Here is an 18,515-nt window from a genome sequence, read left to right on the forward strand (position 1 = left end):
CCATGCAAAAGTTGACTGCGATGCTTAGTTCAGGGGCATTGGGCATGCTGGTGCTGAGTAGCGCCAATGTGTATGCGGACGCCAGTTGTGACACGGTAAAGATGGCCGATCCAGGCTGGAGCGACATTGCTGCGACCAATGCCATCACCGGTTTTCTGCTGACGGGCATGGGCTACAAGGCCAAGGTCGACACCCTGGCGGTGCCGATCACGTTTGGCGGGCTCAAGGACGGCCAAGTGGATGTGTTCCTGGGTAACTGGATGCCGGCGCAACAGGGTTTCTACGACAAGTTCGTGGCCAACGGCGATGTGGTGCAACTGGCGAAGAACCTGGACGGCACCGAGTTCACCCTCGCTGTGCCGGACTACGTGTGGGACGCCGGGGTGCGTGATTTTGCCGACCTGAACAAGTATGCCGACATGCATCCCGAGAAAGCCGACAAGAAGATCTACGGCATCGGCTCCGGCGCGCCGGCGAATATCTCGCTGCAGGCGATCATCAAGAAGAATGACTTCGACCTCGGCCAGTGGAAGCTGATCGAGTCCAGCGAACAGGCGATGCTCGCCGAAGTGTCGCGGGCCGTGAAGAAGCAACGCTTCGTCACCTTCCTCGGCTGGACGCCGCACCCGATGAACGTGCAGCTGAAAATGCATTACCTCAAGGGCGGCGAGAAGTACTTTGGTGATACCGGCAGCGTGTATACCTTGACCCGCAAGGGTTATGCACAGGCCTGCCCGAACGTAGGAAAACTGCTGACCAACCTGAGTTTCACCCAGGAGATGGAGAACAGCATCATGTCCGAAGTCGCCAACAACAAGATCAGCAATGCCGACGCGGCCAAGGCGTGGATCAAGGCGAATCCGGCGGTGCTGGATAAGTGGCTTGATGGGGTGAAAACCGTGGATGGCAAGGATGCGTTGGCGGCCGTCAAAGCCAAACTCTGAACACCCCACTCGTCGCGGTGCAAGCCCGGCACTGTGGCGAGCTGATTTACTGTAACAAGCAGGCGTGTCGTGGCGAGCGGGCTTGCCCCGCGTTGGGCTGCGTAGCAGCCCCATCTGGTTGAACGCGGTTCTTCCGGAAAAACGCATTCGCAGGTTTTGGGGCTGCTACGCAGCCCAACGCGGGGCAAGCCCGCTCGCCACAACAAGCCCGGGGCCCCTAAATTTGCGTGTCCTGATAACCTTTCCCAAACTTTCCCACCCGAGCCTCTGATGCCCCGGCCCAATCGCCACACACTCTTTCCCTTCCTCACGTGGCTCCCACGCCAAACCCGCGCCAGCGTCGGTCGGGATGCGATCGTTGGCCTCAGCGGCGCCGTCCTCGCCCTGCCACAGTCAATTGCCTACGCCCTGATCGCCGGCCTCCCACCCGAATACGGCCTGTATGCCACCATCATCCCGGTACTGATCGCGTGCCTCTGGGGCTCGTCCTGGCACCTGATCTGCGGCCCCACGGCGGCAATTTCCATCGTGCTCTACGCCAGTGTCAGCCCTCTGGCTATGCCGGGGTCCCAGGACTACATCACCCTGATCCTGCTGCTGACATTCCTCGCCGGCGTGTTCCAGTGGCTGCTCGGCATGTTGCGCTTCGGCGCGCTGGTGAATTTCGTCTCCCATTCGGTGGTGCTGGGCTTCACCCTGGGCGCCGCCGTGGTGATCGCCTTGGGCCAATTGCCCAATCTGCTGGGGCTGGACCTGCCAAGCCAGGCTACGGCGATCAATAGCTTGCTGGCCTTGATCCACCACGCGGGCGAATGGGATCACGCCTCACTAGCCCTCGGGCTGGGCACGTTGCTGGTGGGCGCGGCGCTCAAATACCTGGTGCCACGCTGGCCGACGCTGTTGATCGCACTGGCGTTGGGCAGCCTGGCAGCGTGGCTGTGGCCGGCAATGTTCGGGCATGTGGCGCTGGTCAGCTCGTTTATCGGCAAGCTGCCGCCGTTCAGCCCGCTGCCGATGGACCTGGACATGCTGCTGCGCCTGCTGCCCAGCGCCGTGGCGGTGGGTATGCTGGGGCTGGTGACCAGCCTCTCGATTGCCCGTTCACTGTCGGCACGTTCCCAGCAACTGCTCGATGCCAATCAGGAAGTTCGCGCGCAGGGTTTATCGAATATTGTCGGCGGATTTTTCTCCGGCTACTCGTCGGCCGGGTCTTTCACCCGCTCCGGCCTCAGCTACGAGGCGGGCGCCTGTTCGCCCCTGGCAGGGGTTTTTTCCGCGCTGTGGGTGGCGCTGTTCGCGTTGTTTGGCGCGGCGCTGATCGCGCATATTCCGATCCCGAGCATGGCCGCGAGCATCCTGTTGATTTGCTGGGGCCTGGTGGACCATCGGGGCATTCGCGCACTGTTCCGGGTGAGTCGCGCCGAGTTTGTGGTGATGGGCCTGACCTGCGTCGCCACGTTGCTGCTGGAACTGCAAACCGCGATTTACGCGGGGGTGTTGGCGTCGCTGTTTTTCTACCTCAAGCGCACGTCGCAGCCCCGGGTTCAGCAATGGCGCGACGGCGAGGAAGACGTGCTGCGGGTCGGCGGGTCGATCTTTTTTGGCGCCAGCCATTACCTGCAAGTACGCCTGCAAAGTTTGCAGGGTGAGCGGGTGGTGATCGAGGCGCAGCAGATCAACTTTATCGACTATTCCGGGGTGGAAATGCTTCACCAGGAGGCGCGGCGGCTGAAGGGTTTGGGCCGTAGCCTGACCTTGCGCCGTGCCCGGCCGCAGGTAGTGGAGGAATTGAAGAAGCTGGAGGGGCCAGACAACTGCCCCCTCCATTTCGAAGACTGACAACGCCCCCTTTTAGGAGCCCGGCTTGCCGGCGATGAGGCCCTTGAGATCAACGATGATCTTGCGGGCGCCATCGCCGGCAAGCCGACTCCTACAGGGTTATTGAGCCAACTGGCGGCGTAGTTCGGCCAACACCGGCGCCGAATCCGGGCGTACGCCGCGCCACAGGAAGAACGCTTCCGCCGCCTGCTCCACCAGCATGCCCAGGCCATCCATCGCCACGGCCGCGCCTTGTTCCGTGGCCCAGCGACAGAACGCGGTCGGTTCCTTGGCGTACATCATGTCGTAGCAAAACGTCTTGCCCGGTTCGATCAGGCTGCCTGCAATCGGCGGTACATCGCCTGACAGGCTGGCGGACGTGGCATTGATGATCACGTCGACCGACTCACGCAGCCAGTCGAAACCGCTGGCGGACACCGGGCCTAAATCGTCGAACAGTTCGGCGAGCAGTTCGGCCTTTTCAACGGTGCGGTTGGCAATGATCAGCGATGCAGGCCGCTCGGCCAGCAGTGGCTCCAACGCACCACGCACCGCGCCACCGGCGCCCAACAACAGGATGCGTTTGCCTTGCAGGCTCAACCCGGCGTTTACCGTCAGGTCGCGTACCAGGCCTGCGCCGTCGGTGTTGTCGCCCAACAATGTGCCATCGGCCAACTTACTCAGGGTGTTCACCGCCCCGGCGCGTTGGGCGCGCTCGGTGAGGGTGTTCGCCAATCGGTAGGCGTCTTCCTTGAAGGGCACGGTGACATTGGCGCCACGGCCTTGCTGAAAAAACTCACGGGCACAGTCGGTGAAATCCCCCAGCGGCGCGAGCAAGGTGCTGTAGTCCAGTTGCTCGCCGGTCTGTTCGGCGAACATACGGTGAATCAGCGGCGACTTGCTGTGGCCGATGGGATTGCCGAACACCACATAACGATCCATCAGACCGCTGCCTTGGGCGCAGCAACGCCCAGCCAGTCACGGTCTTGCAGGAAGTAGTCGGTGAGGCGCGCTTCTTCGCTGCCGGCCTCGGCTTTCCAGTCGTAGCTCCAACGCACTTGCGGCGGCAGCGACATCAGGATCGACTCGGTACGCCCGCCCGATTGCAGGCCGAACAGGGTGCCACGGTCGTAGACCAGGTTGAATTCAACGTAGCGCCCACGTCGGAACTCCTGGAATTCGCGCTGCTGTTCGGTATAGGCCATGGCCTTGCGGCGCTGCACGATCGGCAGGTAGGCGTCGATGTAGGCATCGCCGATGGCGCGGATGAAGGCGAAGCAGGTGTCGAAGTCCCACTCGTTCAAATCATCGAAAAACAGGCCGCCGATACCACGGGGCTCGTTGCGATGTTTGATATGGAAGTAGGTGTCGCACCAGGCCTTGTAACGCGAGTACACGTCGGCGCCGAACGGCGCACAGGCCTGCTCGGCCACGCGGTGCCAGTGGATGCAGTCTTCTTCATTGCCGTAGTAAGGCGTGAGGTCGAAACCACCACCGAACCACCACACGGCTTCTTCACCCTCTTTTTCGGCGATGAAAAAGCGCACATTGGCGTGGGACGTCGGTACATGAGGGTTGTGCGGATGGATCACCAGCGACACGCCCAGCGCTTCAAACCCGCGACCAGCCAGCTCTGGGCGGTGCGCACTGGCGGACGGTGGGAGGCCGCTGCCAAACACGTGCGAAAAGTTAACGCCGCCTTTTTCGATGACCGAGCCGTTTTCAATCACACGGGTGCGTCCACCGCCGCCGGCAGGCCGGGTCCAGGCGTCTTCGATAAAGCGAGTGTCCGTCTCGAAGGTTTCCAGGGCACTGCAAATGCGGTCTTGCAGGTCGAGCAGGTAGGCTTTAACAGCCTCGGTGCGGGTAGTCATGGCATCACCTTGAATCGGGCAAAGCTACGCGAGGCCATTGGGCGTCGGCGGCAAATGGGCGCACAGGATACCACCGCACTCCGGTGCGCCACAGTTGACGAAGATCAAGCTTAGGAGTCCGATAGGCGGCTACGCGAATTCGAACCCAGGAGAAGTGAAGATGGCCAAACGTATCCAGTTCAGCGCCCATGGCGGCCCCGAAGTGCTTGAGTATGTGGACTACACGCCGGCGGAACCGGGCCCACAACAGGTTAGGGTGCGTAACGAGGCGATCGGCCTGAACTTCATCGACACCTACTACCGCAGCGGGTTGTACGCACCACCGGCCTTGCCATCAGGCCTGGGCGCGGAGGGCGCCGGCGTGGTCGATGCGGTGGGCAGTGAAGTCACCCAGTTCAAGGTCGGCGACCGTGTGGCCTACGGCAGTGGCCCGCTCGGCGCTTACAGTCAGTTGCACGTCCTGCCTGCGGCCAACCTGGTGCACCTGCCGGACGACATCAGCTTCGAACAAGCCGCCGGGGCCATGCTCAAGGGCCTGACTGTGCAGTACCTGCTGCGCCAGACCTATGAGTTGAAGGGTGGCGAGACCATCTTGTTCCACGCTGCCGCCGGTGGCGTGGGCTCCCTGGCTTGCCAGTGGGCCAAGGCCCTGGGCGTGAAGTTGATCGGTACCGTGAGCTCGCCGGAAAAAGCCGCGTTGGCCATATCCCTTGGCGCTTGGGAAACCATCGACTACAGCAAGGAAAACGTCGCACAGCGCGTGCTGGAATTGACCGACGGCAAGAAGTGCCCTGTGGTGTACGACGGCGTCGGCAAGGACACCTGGCTAACCTCGCTGGACAGCGTGGCGCCACGCGGGTTGGTAGTGAGCTTTGGCAACGCCTCGGGCGCTGTGGACGGGGTGAACCTGGGGATTCTGGCGGCCAAGGGTTCGCTGTATGTCACCCGGCCGACCCTGGCGACCTATGCCAGCAATCCGAAGGACTTGCAGGCGATGGCCGACGATCTGTTTTCGATGATCAAGAGCGGCAAGGTGCGCATCGATATCAACCAGCGGTTCTCGCTGGCGGAGGCGGCGAAGGCGCAGACGGAGTTGTCCGGGCGGCGTACGACGGGGTCGACCATTCTTTTGCCGTAAGGCTTGATCGTTCCCACGCTCCGCGTGGGGATGCAGCCCAGGACGCTCCGCGTTTGCCTTTAAAGTCGTGACGCGGAGCGTCACAGGAGGCATTCCCACGCGGAGCGTGGGAACGATCAGAACCTTACGAAGGCCGCACCACCTCGCCTGTCGCCAAATCGCGAATCAGGCTCGGGTTCTTGCGCCCGCCGAGGGCGCCACCCACTACGAGGTCCACCTGGCCACGGAAATACTGCTCCACGCGAATCCGCGTGCGGGCGGCCGGGCGACCCTGCGGGTTGGCCGAGGTGGAGATCAACGGCCCCACCAGCGAGCACAAATCCCGCACCAGCGGGTGATCGCTGACGCGCAGCGCCACGGTGTCGTGCGCCCCGGTGACCCATTCCGGCAGTAAATCCTGATGCGGCACCAGCCAGGTGTTCGGCCCCGGCCAGGTGCTGGCCATCCGGTCGATCCAGGTGTCGGGGAAGTCTTCGAAGAGGAAATCGAACTGACGGATATTGTCCGCCACCAGGATCAGGCCCTTATCCACCGACCGGTTCTTGATAGCCAAAAGTCGGTCCACCGCTTCTTCGTTCCACGGATCGCAGCCCAGGCCCCAGACCGCTTCGGTTGGATAGGCAATCACCGCGCCTGCGCGAATTTCTCGTGCGGCTTCCAGCACACGCCACCTGTTGACCATTGCTCACTCTCCGGACTAAAGCTCTGCGCAGTTTACCGATCTTCGTTACAAAACCTAGCAGCGCGCGAGCCAGCGCCCGTTCTCGCAGATCACCTGGCCCTCAAGCTCCAGCTCGGTGAGGGTCGCCAGTACCTGGGACAACGAACGCCCGCTGGCAATCGCCAAGGCTTCGCTGGTGTGGGGTGCCGCGTGCAGCAGCGCCACCAGCGGATGGGTCACGGGCATCGGCGCCGGGCGCGACAACGCCTGCCAGCCGCGCAAACCCTCGAGGATATGCTCGATGGTTTCCACCAACACGGCACCATCACGGATCAACTGGTGACAGCCCTTGGCGCCGGGATGATGAATGGAACCCGGGATCGCATACACCTCACGCCCTTGCTCGGCCGCCAGCCGCGCGGTGATCAGCGAACCGCTGGCCATGCTGGCTTCCACCACCAGTACGCCCAGGGACAAGCCACTGATGATGCGATTGCGTCGAGGGAAGTTGCCGGCCTGGGGCGCGGCGTCCAGCGGAAACTCGGAAACCACCGCGCTGCCCTGCTCAATCATCGCCGCCGCGAGCCGTCGGTGGCGCTGTGGATAAAAATTTTCGAGCCCTGTGCCGAGCACACCGATTGTCTGCCCACCCACATCCAGTGCCGCTTGATGCGCGGCACCGTCGATGCCCAGGGCCAAGCCGCTGGTGATGACAAAACCGGCGCTCGCCAGGCTGCGGGAAAAGGCCGCAGCGGTGTCCATGCCGGGTCGGGAAGCTCGGCGGCTGCCGACCATGGCCAACTGCGGTTTTTCCAGGATTGTCGGGTCGCCCGCGACGAATAACAGCGGCGGCGCGTCGTCGATCTGGGCGAGCAATGCGGGGTAATCAGGTTGGTCCCACATCAGCAAATGCTGGGCCGGGCGCCCCAGCCACGCCAATGCAGCACTCGCACCATCACGGACTTCAGGGCTACGCCGGGCATCGGCACTGATAGGCGGCAGCCCGAGTGAGCGCCACGCGCTAGCGGGTGCGCTGATGGCCTTTGAGGCAGAGCCGAAAGCTTCAATCAACAAGCGAAAACGCTTCGGACCCAGCTCCGGCAGCCTGTGCAAGCGTAATCGAGCTTCCAGTTCTGACGGGGAAATTTCACTGCTGTTTATCGGATACATCTGATCATCCTTGACCGGAACAAGTTGTGGATAACTCTGTTGGTAACTTATTTAGCAGGCTATTTATTGTCTTTGATGGGCAGTCTCGAAACGGTCCATCACCGCCAGCGGGCGTGAGGCGCTGAGAACCAGGCCATAACTGAGCTTTTCGTAGGTGCGAAACACCAGCAGGGTGCCGGCGCGTTCATCGGGCAGTTTCACCGGGGCGCCGGTGAGGGTGTCGCGGACAGTGGCGCCGGTTTTGATCACCCTCAGCAATTGGCCTTCGACCAGGCCGTCGCGGCGGCCTTTGTTCAGGGTCACGGCGTCGAGTACGCCGATTTGGGTGACGCCCTTGGGGATATCGATGATTTGGCCTTCGATGAGCGGCGCAGCCGTTGGGGTTTCCAGGCTTGCCAGTTCAACCGGCGATGGGCTGCGGAGCAGGCGGTCGCCAGGGCGCACTTCCTGGGTAACCCGTTGCACAGCCAGGGTGGTGAGGTCGCCGGCCATCACAAAGCGCGCGGTGCCGATGTCGTCGGCATTGATGCCCAAAAACTCCTGGGTTTGAGGGTCGGTGTAGATTCTGCCGCGCCGAAAGATCCCATAGGTTGGCTGGGTCGGGTCCAGGTCGCCCCGGGCATGCACACGCTCGCCATTGGCGCCCAGCACCCGGCCGGCATCCGCCGCAACAATGTACGGCGCGTTGTCCAGGTCCAGGACCGAGTCAAGAATGCGGTTGTGCAGTAAAAAGCGCTGGATGGCCTGTTGCGTGGGTTGATCCAGGCGTTGGCCGGGCGGTGGCAGCAGGGCCATCGCAAACGGGGCCCACAACAGCAAGACGAGTAGCGATTTCCTCATGGGGTGAATCTCCTTTATTATGTGCGTTCGCGTGAAATGCCATAGCCTTCGCGGCTCTCGAACGTTTCACACCGGCTGCCTGGGTCCATCCCAACGCCGATTTGCCTCTACCTCACATGTGCAGCAATTACGCTTATGGCTATTTTGAACATCCTCGAATTTCCCGACTCGCGCCTGCGCACGATCGCCAAACCGGTGGCCGTAGTGGACGACAAGGTTCGTCAGTTGGTCGATGACATGTTTGAAACAATGTATGAAGCCCCGGGCATCGGCCTCGCCGCGACCCAGGTCAACGTACATCAGCGTGTCGTGGTCATGGACCTGTCGGAAGACCGCAGCGAACCCCGGGTGTACATCAACCCCGAGTTCGAACCGCTGACCGACGAGATGGGCGAATACCAGGAAGGTTGCCTGTCGGTGCCGGAGTTCTACGAGAACGTCGAACGCCCGTTGCGCGTGAAGATCAACGCCCTGGACCGCGACGGCAAGCCGTTCGAGCTGATCGCCGAAGGCCTGCTCGCGGTGTGCATCCAGCACGAATGCGACCACCTCAACGGCAAGCTGTTTGTCGATTACCTGTCCAACCTCAAACGCGACCGGATCAAGAAGAAGCTGGAAAAAAAGCATCGCCAGCAAGCTTGATGCCCCCCTTCCAAAGGCTTGCTGCGGCAAGCCTTTTTCTTTTGTGACTGTTTTTAACCGAGACTTCCCATGACCGAGCCACTGCGCATTGTTTTTGCCGGTACCCCCGAATTCGCTGCCGAACACCTCAAAGCGCTGCTCGCCAGCCCTTATGACATCGTCGCGGTGTACACCCAGCCGGATCGCCCGGCCGGTCGCGGGCAAAAACTGATGCCGAGCCCGGTCAAGCAGTTGGCGCTTGAGCACAACATCCCCGTGCTGCAACCGCCAACCCTGCGCAATGCCGACGCCCAGGCCGAACTGGCTGCGCTGAAACCTGACTTGCTGGTGGTGGTCGCCTACGGGCTGATCCTGCCGCAGGCGGTTCTGGATATTCCGCGCCTGGGTTGCATCAACAGCCATGCTTCGCTGCTGCCGCGCTGGCGCGGTGCGGCGCCGATCCAGCGTGCAGTGGAAGCAGGCGACAGCGAAAGCGGCGTGACCGTGATGCGCATGGAAGCCGGCCTGGACACGGGCCCGATGCTGTTGAAGGTGGTCACCCCAATCACCGCCGAAGACACCGGCGGCAGCCTGCACGACCGCCTCGCCGAGATGGGCCCACCCGCCGTGATCCAGGCCATCGCCGGCCTCGTTGCCGGCACCCTGGAAGGCGACGTACAGGACGACAGCCTGGCCACCTACGCCCACAAGCTGAACAAGGACGAAGCCCGCATCGACTGGAGCCGCCCGGCTGTGGAGCTGGAGCGCCTGGTGCGCGCGTTCAACCCGTGGCCGATCTGCCACAGCACGCTAAACGGCGAAGCCTTGAAGGTACTGGCCGCAACCCTGGCCGACGGCAAGGGCGCCCCCGGTGAAATCATCGGCGCGAGCAAAGACGGCCTGTTGGTGGCCTGCGGTGAACAAGCGCTGTGCCTGACCCGTCTGCAATTGCCCGGTGGTAAGGCGCTTAATTTCAGCGATTTGTTCAACAGCCGCCGTGAGAAATTTGCCCTCGGCGTCGTTCTTGGCCAAGCGGCGGATGCGCAATGAACCCGCGTCTGGCCGCCGCCAAGGCCCTCGCCGCCGTACTCAACGGCAAGGCTTCGCTGAACAGTTCACTGCCCACGCAGATGGATAAGGTCGAAGACCGCGATCGCGGTTTCACCCAGGATTTGGCCTTTGGCACCGCGCGGTGGCAGCCACGTTTGTCGGCGCTGGCAGCCAAGTTGCTGCAAAAGCCGTTCAAAGCGGCCGACGCCGATGTTGAAGCGTTGCTGCTGGTGGGCCTGTATCAACTGCTCTACACCCGCGTGCCCGCCCACGCCGCCATCGGTGAAACCGTCGGTTGCGCCGACAAGCTGAAAAAGCCTTGGGCCAAGGCCCTGCTCAACGCCGTGCTACGCCGTGCCCAGCGCGAAAGCGAAGCGCTGCTGGCCGAGCTGGAGCATGACCCGGTGGTGCGCACCGCCCACCCGCGCTGGCTGCAAAAATCCCTGAAGGCCTTCTGGCCTGAGCAATGGGAAGCCATTTGCGCAGCCAACAATGCGCACCCGCCGATGATTCTGCGGGTCAACCGTCGCCATCACAGCCGTGATGCCTACCTGCAATTGCTGACCGATGCGGGCATCGCAGCCACGCCGTGCGTGTACAGCATCGACGGCATCGTGCTCGAAGCCGCCGCCGACGTGCGCAGCCTGCCGGGCTTTGCCGAAGGCTGGATCAGCGTGCAGGACGAAGCCGCGCAACTGGCTGCCGACCTGCTCGACCTGGCCCCAGGCCAACGCGTGCTGGACGCCTGCTGCGCGCCCGGCGGCAAGACTTGTCACATCCTCGAGGTCGAAAAAGACCTGGCCGGTGTAGTCGCGGTCGACCTGGAAGCCAAGCGCCTGGTGCGCGTGCGGGAAAACCTTGCACGCCTGGGCCTGAGCGCCGAGCTGATCGCCGCCGACGGCCGCGACACCGCCACCTGGTGGGATGGCAAACCCTTCCAGCGCATCCTGCTCGACGCACCGTGCTCCGCCACTGGCGTGATCCGCCGTCACCCGGACATCAAGCTCACCCGCCAACCCGACGACATCGCCGCCCTGGCCGTGCTGCAAGGCGAACTGCTCGACGCGTTATGGCCAACGCTGGAGGTCGGCGGCATCCTGCTCTACGCCACCTGCTCCACCTTGCCCACCGAGAACACCGAGGTCATCGAAGCCTTCCTCGCCCGCACCAGCGGCGCGCGTGAGCTGGACCTCGCCACCACGGCTGGCATCAAGCAGCCCCACGGCCGACAGTTGCTCGCGCAAGAAGGCGGACACGATGGCTTCTACTACGCCAAACTGATCAAGATCGCCGCCGCACGCGGCTGAACGGGTTTAAGGGAGTGAACGGATGAAAATCATCATCCTTGGGGCAGGGCAGGTCGGTGGCACGCTGGCCGAACATTTGGCCGGCGAAGCCAACGACATCACCGTGGTCGACACCGATGCCGAGCGCCTGCGCAACCTGGGCGACCGCCTGGACATCCGCACCGTGCAGGGTCGTGCATCGTTTCCTACGGTGCTGCGTCAAGCGGGTGCCGACGATGCAGACATGCTCGTCGCCGTGACCAACAGCGACGAGACCAATATGGTCGCCTGCCAGGTCGCCCACACCCTGTTCCACACCCCGACCAAAATCGCCCGCGTGCGGGAAGCCGCCTATCTGACCCGCGCCGGCCTGTTCGACAACGACGCGATTCCGGTGGATGTGCTGATCAGCCCGGAACAAGTGGTGACCCACTACATCAAGCGCTTGATCGAAATTCCCGGCGCCTTGCAGGTGATCGACTTCGCCGGTGGCAAGGCACAGCTGGTGGCGGTGAAGGCCTATTACGGCGGGCCGCTGGTGGGCCAGCAACTGCGCCAACTGCGTGAACACATGCCCAACGTGGAAACCCGCGTGGCGGCGATCTTCCGGCGTGACCGGCCGATCCTGCCCCAGGGTGACACGGTGATTGAGGCCGACGACGAGGTATTTTTCATTGCTGCCAAGGCGAATATTCGCGCAGTGATGAGCGAAATGCGCCGGCTCGATGAGAACTACAAACGCATCGTGATCGCCGGTGGCGGGCAGATCGGCGAACGCCTGGCCGAGGCCATCGAGAGCCGCTACCAAGTGAAGATCATCGAGATGAATCCGGTTCGCTGCCGGTATTTGTCCGACACCCTCGACAGCACTGTCGTGCTGCAGGGCAGCGCGTCGGACCGCGACCTGCTGATGGAAGAGAACATCGCCGACGCCGATATCTTCCTGGCCCTGACCAACGATGACGAGGCCAACATCATGTCATCGCTGCTGGCCAAGCGGCTGGGGGCGAAGAAGGTGATGACCATCATCAACAACCCGGCCTATGTCGACCTGATCCAGGGCGGCGATATCGACATCGCCATCAGCCCGCAACTGGCCACCATCGGCACCTTGCTCGCCCACGTACGCCGTGGCGATATCGTCAGCGTGCACTCCCTGCGCCGGGGTGCGGCGGAGGCCATCGAGGCGATTGCCCATGGCGACTCGAAGTCGAGCAAGGTGATCGGCAAGGCCATACGTGACATCGGCCTGCCGCCGGGCACGACCATCGGCGCGATTATTCGCGATGAGGAAGTGATCATCGCCCACGACGATACTGTGATTGCCACAGGGGACCATGTGATTCTGTTTCTTGTGGATAAAAAACACATCCGCGATGTGGAGAAGCTGTTCCACGTGGGGTTGAGCTTTTTTTAAGTCGGAAAATTCCATTTTGGCGAGGGCGCTTGCTCCTGCTCGAGTGCGTAGCGCTCGCACAATCGTTGGAACTGCCACGCAGTCCAGCGGGAGCAAGCTCCCTCGCCACAACAGCTACCTTTACCGAAGGTGACAAGCATGCTCGAATCCCTGGAGAAAATGCTCGCCAAGGGTGTGGATAACTCGCTGCTGCGCTTTGGTTTGGGCAAGGGTTATCTGGACCTGAAGGACAATGCCAAGGCGGCCGAGCATTTGCAGAAATGTGTCGAGTTCGATCCGAAGTATTCGGCGGCGTGGAAGTTGTTGGGCAAGGCGCAGGCGGGGCGGGGTGATAGCGCTGCGGCGCGGCAAGCGTGGGAGAAGGGCATTGAAGCGGCCCAGGCCCATGGCGACAAGCAGGCCGAAAAAGAGATGACCGTGTTCCTGAAAAAACTCGACCGCCAAACTTGAGCGGGACTTAATGTGGGAGGGGGCTTGCTCCCGATAGCGGCGTATCAGTCGATGGATATTTGACTGAACCACTGCCATCGGGAGCAAGCCCCCTCCCACATTTGGTTTTGTGTTGCTCTTGAGTCAGTGGTGAATCAATACCACCGCGCCTCTCCCGGCGGGCGTTTCTTGAAACGCTTCATGCTCCACATGTACTGGCTCGGGTAAGCCCCCACATAGCGTTCCACCACCTTGCTCATCGCCGCGCAGGACGTGGCGGTGTCGGTGCTGTACATGTCTTCCGGCGCCGCTTCCAGGATCACTTTGTAGCCCGAGCCGTCCGGCAGCCGCAGGGCATGCAGGAACACACCCACCGCCTTGCCGCCCGCCAGCATGTTCGGCACGAACTTGCTGGTCAGTGCCTGGGTGGCGAAGAACGGTACGAAGATCCCGGCGGACTCGGCCGGCTCCGGGTCGGCAGGAATGCCTACCTGACCGCCTTTGCGCACTTCCTTGATCACGCTGAGGATGCCTTCCCTGGTGGACGCGGCCACGCGGTTGCCCAGTTGTACGCGCTGTTTGCGCAGCAACTCGTCCACCGCCTTGAGCTTCGGCGGGCGGTAGAAAATGATCGGTTTGCACTGGTTGCAATAGAAGTGGTTCAACACTTCCCAGTTGCCCAGGTGGCTGGTGATGCCGACGACGCCTTTGCCCGAGGCCAGGGCTTCGTGCAGTACTTCCAGGCCTTCGACTTCACGCACCAGGTCGATGGAACGCTGGGCCGGCCAAATCCACGCGCAGGCGCTTTCGGTCAGCGATTTACCGATGTCCATCAGGCTCTGGCCGACCAGGCGCTCGCGCGCGGCGGGGTCCATGTCCGGGAAGCATTTGGAGAGGTTGATCCGCACCGTCTCGCGGGAGCGGTTGGGGGTTTTCCACATGATCCAGCCAATCGCCGTGCCGACCGCTTGAACCGCGCGCCAAGGCAATAGGGCAAACAACCGAAGAGCGCCTACCAGCAAGGCGCCTTTAAACTTTTCCACAGGTCACTCCTGATCGTGTGTGGTGCGCAAAGCGGCCATTCTAACCGGCGTTGACCAAGTCCGCGTAACGGTCGCAGTCCTGAGTGTGGTCCATGACCATGCCCGAGGCCTGCATGAAGGCGTAGCAGATGGTCGGTCCGACGAACGTGAAGCCGGCTTTTTTCAAGGCTTTGCTCATGGCTTCGGCCTCGGGCGTAATCGCCGGGACTTGGCTGCGATCCTTGAAATGATTGACCTTGGGCACGCCGCCGACAAACGACCAGAGCAATCCCACCGGGTCCTCCAGCGCCAACCAAGCCGAGGCATTGCGTCGGGTGGCGTTGAGCTTGAGACGGTTGCGCACGATGCCGGGGTCGAGCATCAGCGCCTCGATCTCGGCATCGGTCAGTTGCGCCAAGCGCTGCGCGTCAAAGCCGAACAAGACCTTTCGATAATGCTCGCGTTTGCGTAAAACGGTGATCCAGGACAGGCCCGCCTGGAACCCTTCGAGCAAAAGCAACTCGAACAAACCCTGCGCATCGCGCAGCGGCGTTCCCCACTCCTGATCGTGATAAGCCATGTACAGCGGATCTTCAGAACACCAAAAGCAGCGTGGCATAAGGCTCCAGGGGATGGTGGCGCGGCCGAATCGGGTATACTCCCGCTCTTTAAATCGCAGCCCAAGTAACAGGTGAATTTCGTGAGCCAGCCTACGCCAGCCGTGCGTACCTTCCAAGACTTGATCCTCGCCCTCCAGCAATACTGGGCCGAGCAAGGTTGTGTGGTACTTCAGCCCTACGATATGGAAGTAGGCGCCGGCACTTTCCACACCGCTACCTTCCTGCGGGCCATCGGCCCGGAAACCTGGAACGCCGCTTATGTGCAGCCCAGTCGTCGCCCGACTGACGGCCGCTACGGCGAAAACCCGAACCGTCTGCAGCACTACTACCAATTCCAGGTGGTACTGAAGCCGAACCCGGATAACTTCCAGGAGCTGTACCTGGGCTCGCTGAAACATGTCGGCCTGGACCCACTGGTGCACGACATCCGTTTCGTCGAAGACAACTGGGAATCGCCAACCCTCGGCGCCTGGGGCCTGGGCTGGGAAGTCTGGCTCAACGGCATGGAAGTCACGCAGTTCACCTACTTCCAGCAAGCGGGCGGCATTGAGTGCTACCCGGTGACCGGCGAGATCACTTACGGTCTCGAGCGCCTGGCCATGTACCTGCAAGGTGTGGATTCGGTCTACGACCTGGTGTGGGCTGACGGCCCGTTCGGCAAAGTCACCTATGGCGATGTGTTCCACCAGAACGAAGTGGAGCAATCGACCTACAACTTCGAACACGCCAACGTCGAGAAGCTGTTCGAACTGTTCGACTTCTATGAAAGCGAAGCCAAGCGCCTGATCGAACTCGACCAGCCGCTGCCGTTGCCGAGCTATGAAATGGTGTTGAAGGCGTCCCATACCTTCAACCTGCTGGACGCCCGCCGCGCCATCTCGGTGACCGCGCGCCAGCAATACATCCTGCGTGTGCGCACCCTGGCGCGCTCCGTCGCCCAAGCCTACCTGCTGGCTCGCGCCAAGCTGGGCTTCCCGATGGCCACCCCGGACCTGCGTGATGAAGTGTTGGCTAAGCTGGAGGCTGCACAATGAGTGCTCAAGATTTCCTGGTTGAACTGGGCACCGAAGAGCTGCCACCCAAGGCACTCAATATCCTGGCCGATGCATTCCTGGCCGGTATCGAAAAAGGCCTGCTCGCTGCGGGCCTGAAGTTTGAAGCGAAGAAGGTCTACGCCGCGCCGCGCCGTCTGGCCGTGCTGCTCACCGCGCTGGAAACCCAGCAGCCGGACCGCAGCATCAACCTCGACGGCCCGCCACGCCAGGCTGCCTTCGACGCTGAAGGTAACCCGACCCAAGCCGCCCTGGGTTTCGCCAAAAAATGTGGCGTCGATCTGAGCGAAATCGACCAGAGCGGCCCGAAGCTGCGTTTCAGCCAGGTCATCACCGGCAAGCCAACCGCCAGCCTGTTGCCGACCATTGTTGAAGACTCCCTGAATGACCTGCCGATTCCCAAGCGCATGCGCTGGGGTGCGCGCAAGGAAGAGTTCGTGCGTCCTACCCAGTGGCTGGTGATGCTGCTCGGTGACCAAGTCATCGATTGCACCATCCTCGCCCAGAAGGCCGGTCGCGATTCCCGTGGTCACCGCTTCCATCACCCGGAAAGCGTGCGCATTTCGTCGCCGGCCAACTACCTCAGCGACCTGCGCGCCGCTTATGTGCTGGCCGATGCCAATGAGCGTCGCGAACTGATCAGCAAGCGCACCGAAGAGCTGGCTCGCCAGCAGGAAGGCACCGCCATCGTGCCGCCAAGCCTGCTGGACGAAGTGACCGCCCTGGTTGAATGGCCAGTGCCGCTGGTGTGCTCGTTCGAAGAGCGCTTCCTCGACGTGCCGCAAGAAGCCCTGATCATCACCATGCAGGACAACCAGAAGTACTTCTGCCTGCTGGACGTGGACGGCAAGTTGCTGCCGCGTTTTATCACCGTGGCCAACATCGAAAGCAAAGACCCCCAGCAGATCATCGCCGGTAACGAGAAAGTCGTCCGCCCGCGCCTGACCGACGCCGAGTTTTTCTTCAAGCAAGACAAGAAGCAGAAGCTCGAAGACTTCAACCTGCGCCTGCAAAACGTGGTGTTCCAGGAAAAGCTTGGCAGCGTCTACGACAAGGCTGTGCGCGTTTCCAAGCTGGCGGCCTACATCGCGCCACGCATCGGTGGTGATGCCGCCTGGGCTGCGCGTGCTGGTCTGCTGTCCAAGTGCGACCTGGCCACCGAGATGGTCGGCGAGTTCCCGGAAATGCAAGGCGTTGCCGGCTACTACTACGCCCTCAACGACGGCGAGCCAGACGAAGTCGCCCTGGCGCTGAACGAGCAGTACATGCCGCGCGGTGCTGGTGCCGAACTGCCGACCACCCTGACCGGCGCGGCCGTGGCCATCGCCGACAAGCTGGATACCCTCGTCGGTATCTTCGGCATCGGCATGCTGCCTACTGGTAGCAAAGACCCGTATGCCCTGCGCCGTGCCGCCTTGGGCGTGCTGCGTATCCTGATCGACAAGAAGCTCGACCTCGACCTGACCCAGGCCGTGGTGTTCGCCGTCGGCCAGTTCGGTGGCAAGGTCAAGCAAGCCGGCCTGGCCGAGCAAGTGCTGGAGTTCGTGTTCGACCGTCTGCGTGCGCGTTACGAAGACGAAGGCGTGGACGTTTCCGTCTACCTGTCGGTACGTGCCCTGCAACCGGGTTCGGCGCTGGACTTCGACCAGCGCGTACAAGCCGTACAGGCCTTCCGCAAGCTGCCGGAAGCCGATGCCCTGGCCGCCGTGAACAAGCGTGTGTCGAACCTGCTGAGCAAGGCCGAAGGCCTGGGCAACGCCGATGTCGACCCTGGCCTGTTTGCCGATGCCAAGGAGTTCTCGCTGAACTCGGCCATCGCCAAGGCAGAAAACGCCGTGAAGCCGCTGATCGCCGAGCGTAACTACGCTGAAGCCCTGGCGCGCCTGGCCACCTTGCGAGAGCCGGTGGATGCGTTCTTCGAAGCCGTGATGATCAATGCCGAAGATGCCGGCGTGCGGAAAAACCGCTACGCCATGCTGGCGCGTCTGCGTGGCCTGTTCGTCAATATCGCTGACATTTCGACGCTGAGCTGATCATGGTGAAACTGCTGATTCTCGATCGGGACGGGGTGATCAATTACGACTCCGACGCTTACATCAAGTCGGTGGCGGAATGGGTTCCACTGCCCGGTTCGATCGAGGCCATCGCGCAGTTGAGCAAGGCCGGCTGGACGGTGGCCATCGCCACCAACCAGTCCGGCATTGCACGCGGTTACTACGACATCGCCACCCTCGACGCCATGCACGCGCGCTTGCGCACGTTGGTGGCGGAGCAGGGCGGTGAGGTGGGGTTGGTGGTGTACTGCCCCCACGGGCCGGACGAGGGCTGTGATTGCCGCAAACCCAAGCCTGGCATGTTGAAAACCATTTCAGAACATTACAAGGTGCCATTAGCTGGGATATGGTTCGTCGGGGACAGCCTCGGTGACCTGGAGGCTGCCAAAGCCGTCGACTCTCAGCCAGTTTTGGTAAAGACCGGGAAAGGCGAAAAGACCCAGGCTAAGACCCTGCCGGTAGGCACCTTGATTTTTGACGATCTGGCGGCGATTGCCGCAGAACTTATCAACAACTAGC

Annotated in this window: 18 protein-coding genes; 11 read left to right on the top strand and 7 right to left on the bottom strand. The window is 62.1% G+C overall.

Features of this window, described 5'->3' with window-relative positions; genetic code table 11:
* Positions 1-2: 2 nt before the first annotated feature.
* Together choX and ACR52_RS05925 are read left to right on the top strand one after the other, a co-directional pair.
* On the top strand, positions 3-944 hold the full coding sequence (gene choX, locus ACR52_RS05920) for a choline ABC transporter substrate-binding protein (protein WP_048721644.1): 942 nt from the start codon (positions 3-5) through the stop codon (positions 942-944).
* A 270-nt stretch (positions 945-1,214) separates the two neighbouring features.
* A complete protein-coding gene (locus ACR52_RS05925; RefSeq protein ID WP_048721646.1) occupies positions 1,215-2,783 on the top strand; it encodes a SulP family inorganic anion transporter in 1,569 nt (522 codons plus the stop codon).
* 99 nt (positions 2,784-2,882) lie between these two features.
* On the opposite strand, the gene aroE is transcribed toward ACR52_RS05925, so the two are convergent.
* Positions 2,883-3,704 carry a shikimate dehydrogenase gene (gene aroE / locus ACR52_RS05930; RefSeq protein WP_048721663.1) on the bottom strand — a complete coding sequence of 274 codons (822 nt, stop codon included), beginning with the start codon at positions 3,702-3,704 and terminating at the stop codon, positions 2,883-2,885.
* Positions 3,704-4,636 (bottom strand): oxygen-dependent coproporphyrinogen oxidase, encoded by a 933-nt coding sequence (gene hemF, locus ACR52_RS05935; protein WP_048721667.1) that lies wholly within the window; start codon positions 4,634-4,636, stop codon positions 3,704-3,706. The genes aroE and hemF overlap by 1 nt, the downstream gene beginning before the upstream one ends.
* A 160-nt stretch (positions 4,637-4,796) precedes the next feature.
* Here hemF and ACR52_RS05940 point away from each other — a divergent pair, with 160 nt between their 5' ends.
* A complete protein-coding gene (locus ACR52_RS05940; RefSeq protein ID WP_048721669.1) occupies positions 4,797-5,774 on the top strand; it encodes a quinone oxidoreductase family protein in 978 nt (325 codons plus the stop codon).
* A gap of 124 nt (positions 5,775-5,898) precedes the next feature.
* On the opposite strand, the gene ACR52_RS05945 is transcribed toward ACR52_RS05940, so the two are convergent.
* From ACR52_RS05945 to ACR52_RS05955, 3 genes are all read right to left on the bottom strand, one after another.
* Complete coding sequence (locus ACR52_RS05945) at positions 5,899-6,456, bottom strand: L-threonylcarbamoyladenylate synthase (RefSeq protein ID WP_048721672.1); 558 nt, start codon at positions 6,454-6,456, stop codon at positions 5,899-5,901.
* A gap of 54 nt (positions 6,457-6,510) precedes the next feature.
* Complete coding sequence (gene dprA / locus ACR52_RS05950; RefSeq protein WP_048721674.1) at positions 6,511-7,605, bottom strand: DNA-processing protein DprA; 1,095 nt, start codon at positions 7,603-7,605, stop codon at positions 6,511-6,513.
* Positions 7,606-7,668: 63 nt separating this feature from the next.
* Positions 7,669-8,445, bottom strand: a complete 777-nt coding sequence (locus tag ACR52_RS05955) for a hypothetical protein (RefSeq protein WP_048721676.1) — start codon at positions 8,443-8,445, stop codon at positions 7,669-7,671.
* A 135-nt stretch (positions 8,446-8,580) separates the two neighbouring features.
* Between ACR52_RS05955 and def the strand changes: the two genes are divergently transcribed.
* The 5 genes from def (at position 8,581) to ACR52_RS05980 (ending at position 13,269) form a co-directional block, all read left to right on the top strand.
* Positions 8,581-9,087: a peptide deformylase gene (def, locus tag ACR52_RS05960; RefSeq protein ID WP_048721678.1), complete on the top strand. Its 507-nt coding sequence runs from the start codon at positions 8,581-8,583 to the stop codon at positions 9,085-9,087.
* Between the two features lie 69 nt (positions 9,088-9,156).
* Complete coding sequence (fmt, locus tag ACR52_RS05965; protein ID WP_048721680.1) at positions 9,157-10,116, top strand: methionyl-tRNA formyltransferase; 960 nt, start codon at positions 9,157-9,159, stop codon at positions 10,114-10,116.
* Entirely contained in the window at positions 10,113-11,423 is a 1,311-nt protein-coding gene (gene rsmB / locus ACR52_RS05970; RefSeq protein ID WP_048721683.1) for a 16S rRNA (cytosine(967)-C(5))-methyltransferase RsmB, read from the top strand. The genes fmt and rsmB overlap by 4 nt, the downstream gene beginning before the upstream one ends.
* Before the next feature lie 22 nt (positions 11,424-11,445).
* Positions 11,446-12,819: a Trk system potassium transporter TrkA gene (trkA, locus tag ACR52_RS05975; protein WP_048721685.1), complete on the top strand. Its 1,374-nt coding sequence runs from the start codon at positions 11,446-11,448 to the stop codon at positions 12,817-12,819.
* Between the two features lie 138 nt (positions 12,820-12,957).
* Positions 12,958-13,269 (top strand): tetratricopeptide repeat protein, encoded by a 312-nt coding sequence (locus tag ACR52_RS05980; RefSeq protein ID WP_048721688.1) that lies wholly within the window; start codon positions 12,958-12,960, stop codon positions 13,267-13,269.
* A 134-nt stretch (positions 13,270-13,403) separates the two neighbouring features.
* Here ACR52_RS05980 and ACR52_RS05985 read toward each other — a convergent pair whose 3' ends face one another.
* Together ACR52_RS05985 and ACR52_RS05990 are read right to left on the bottom strand one after the other, a co-directional pair.
* Complete coding sequence (locus ACR52_RS05985; RefSeq protein ID WP_048721693.1) at positions 13,404-14,291, bottom strand: lysophospholipid acyltransferase; 888 nt, start codon at positions 14,289-14,291, stop codon at positions 13,404-13,406.
* A gap of 40 nt (positions 14,292-14,331) precedes the next feature.
* Positions 14,332-14,889: a DNA-3-methyladenine glycosylase I gene (locus tag ACR52_RS05990; RefSeq protein WP_048721695.1), complete on the bottom strand. Its 558-nt coding sequence runs from the start codon at positions 14,887-14,889 to the stop codon at positions 14,332-14,334.
* An 81-nt stretch (positions 14,890-14,970) separates the two neighbouring features.
* Between ACR52_RS05990 and glyQ the strand changes: the two genes are divergently transcribed.
* The 3 genes from glyQ to gmhB are packed head-to-tail and all read left to right on the top strand — an operon-like array spanning position 14,971 to position 18,514.
* Entirely contained in the window at positions 14,971-15,924 is a 954-nt protein-coding gene (gene glyQ / locus ACR52_RS05995; protein ID WP_003213601.1) for a glycine--tRNA ligase subunit alpha, read from the top strand.
* The gene (gene glyS, locus ACR52_RS06000) at positions 15,921-17,975 is read left to right on the top strand and encodes a glycine--tRNA ligase subunit beta (RefSeq protein ID WP_048721709.1); all 2,055 of its coding nucleotides are present in this window, start codon (positions 15,921-15,923) and stop codon (positions 17,973-17,975) included. Before glyQ ends, glyS begins: the two co-directional genes overlap by 4 nt.
* Positions 17,975-18,514, top strand: a complete 540-nt coding sequence (gene gmhB / locus ACR52_RS06005; RefSeq protein WP_173439196.1) for a D-glycero-beta-D-manno-heptose 1,7-bisphosphate 7-phosphatase — start codon at positions 17,975-17,977, stop codon at positions 18,512-18,514. Before glyS ends, gmhB begins: the two co-directional genes overlap by 1 nt.
* Position 18,515: the final 1 nt, after the last annotated feature.

The sequence above is a fragment of the Pseudomonas fildesensis genome, assembly GCF_001050345.1.
Lineage (GTDB): Bacteria > Pseudomonadota > Gammaproteobacteria > Pseudomonadales > Pseudomonadaceae > Aquipseudomonas > Aquipseudomonas fildesensis.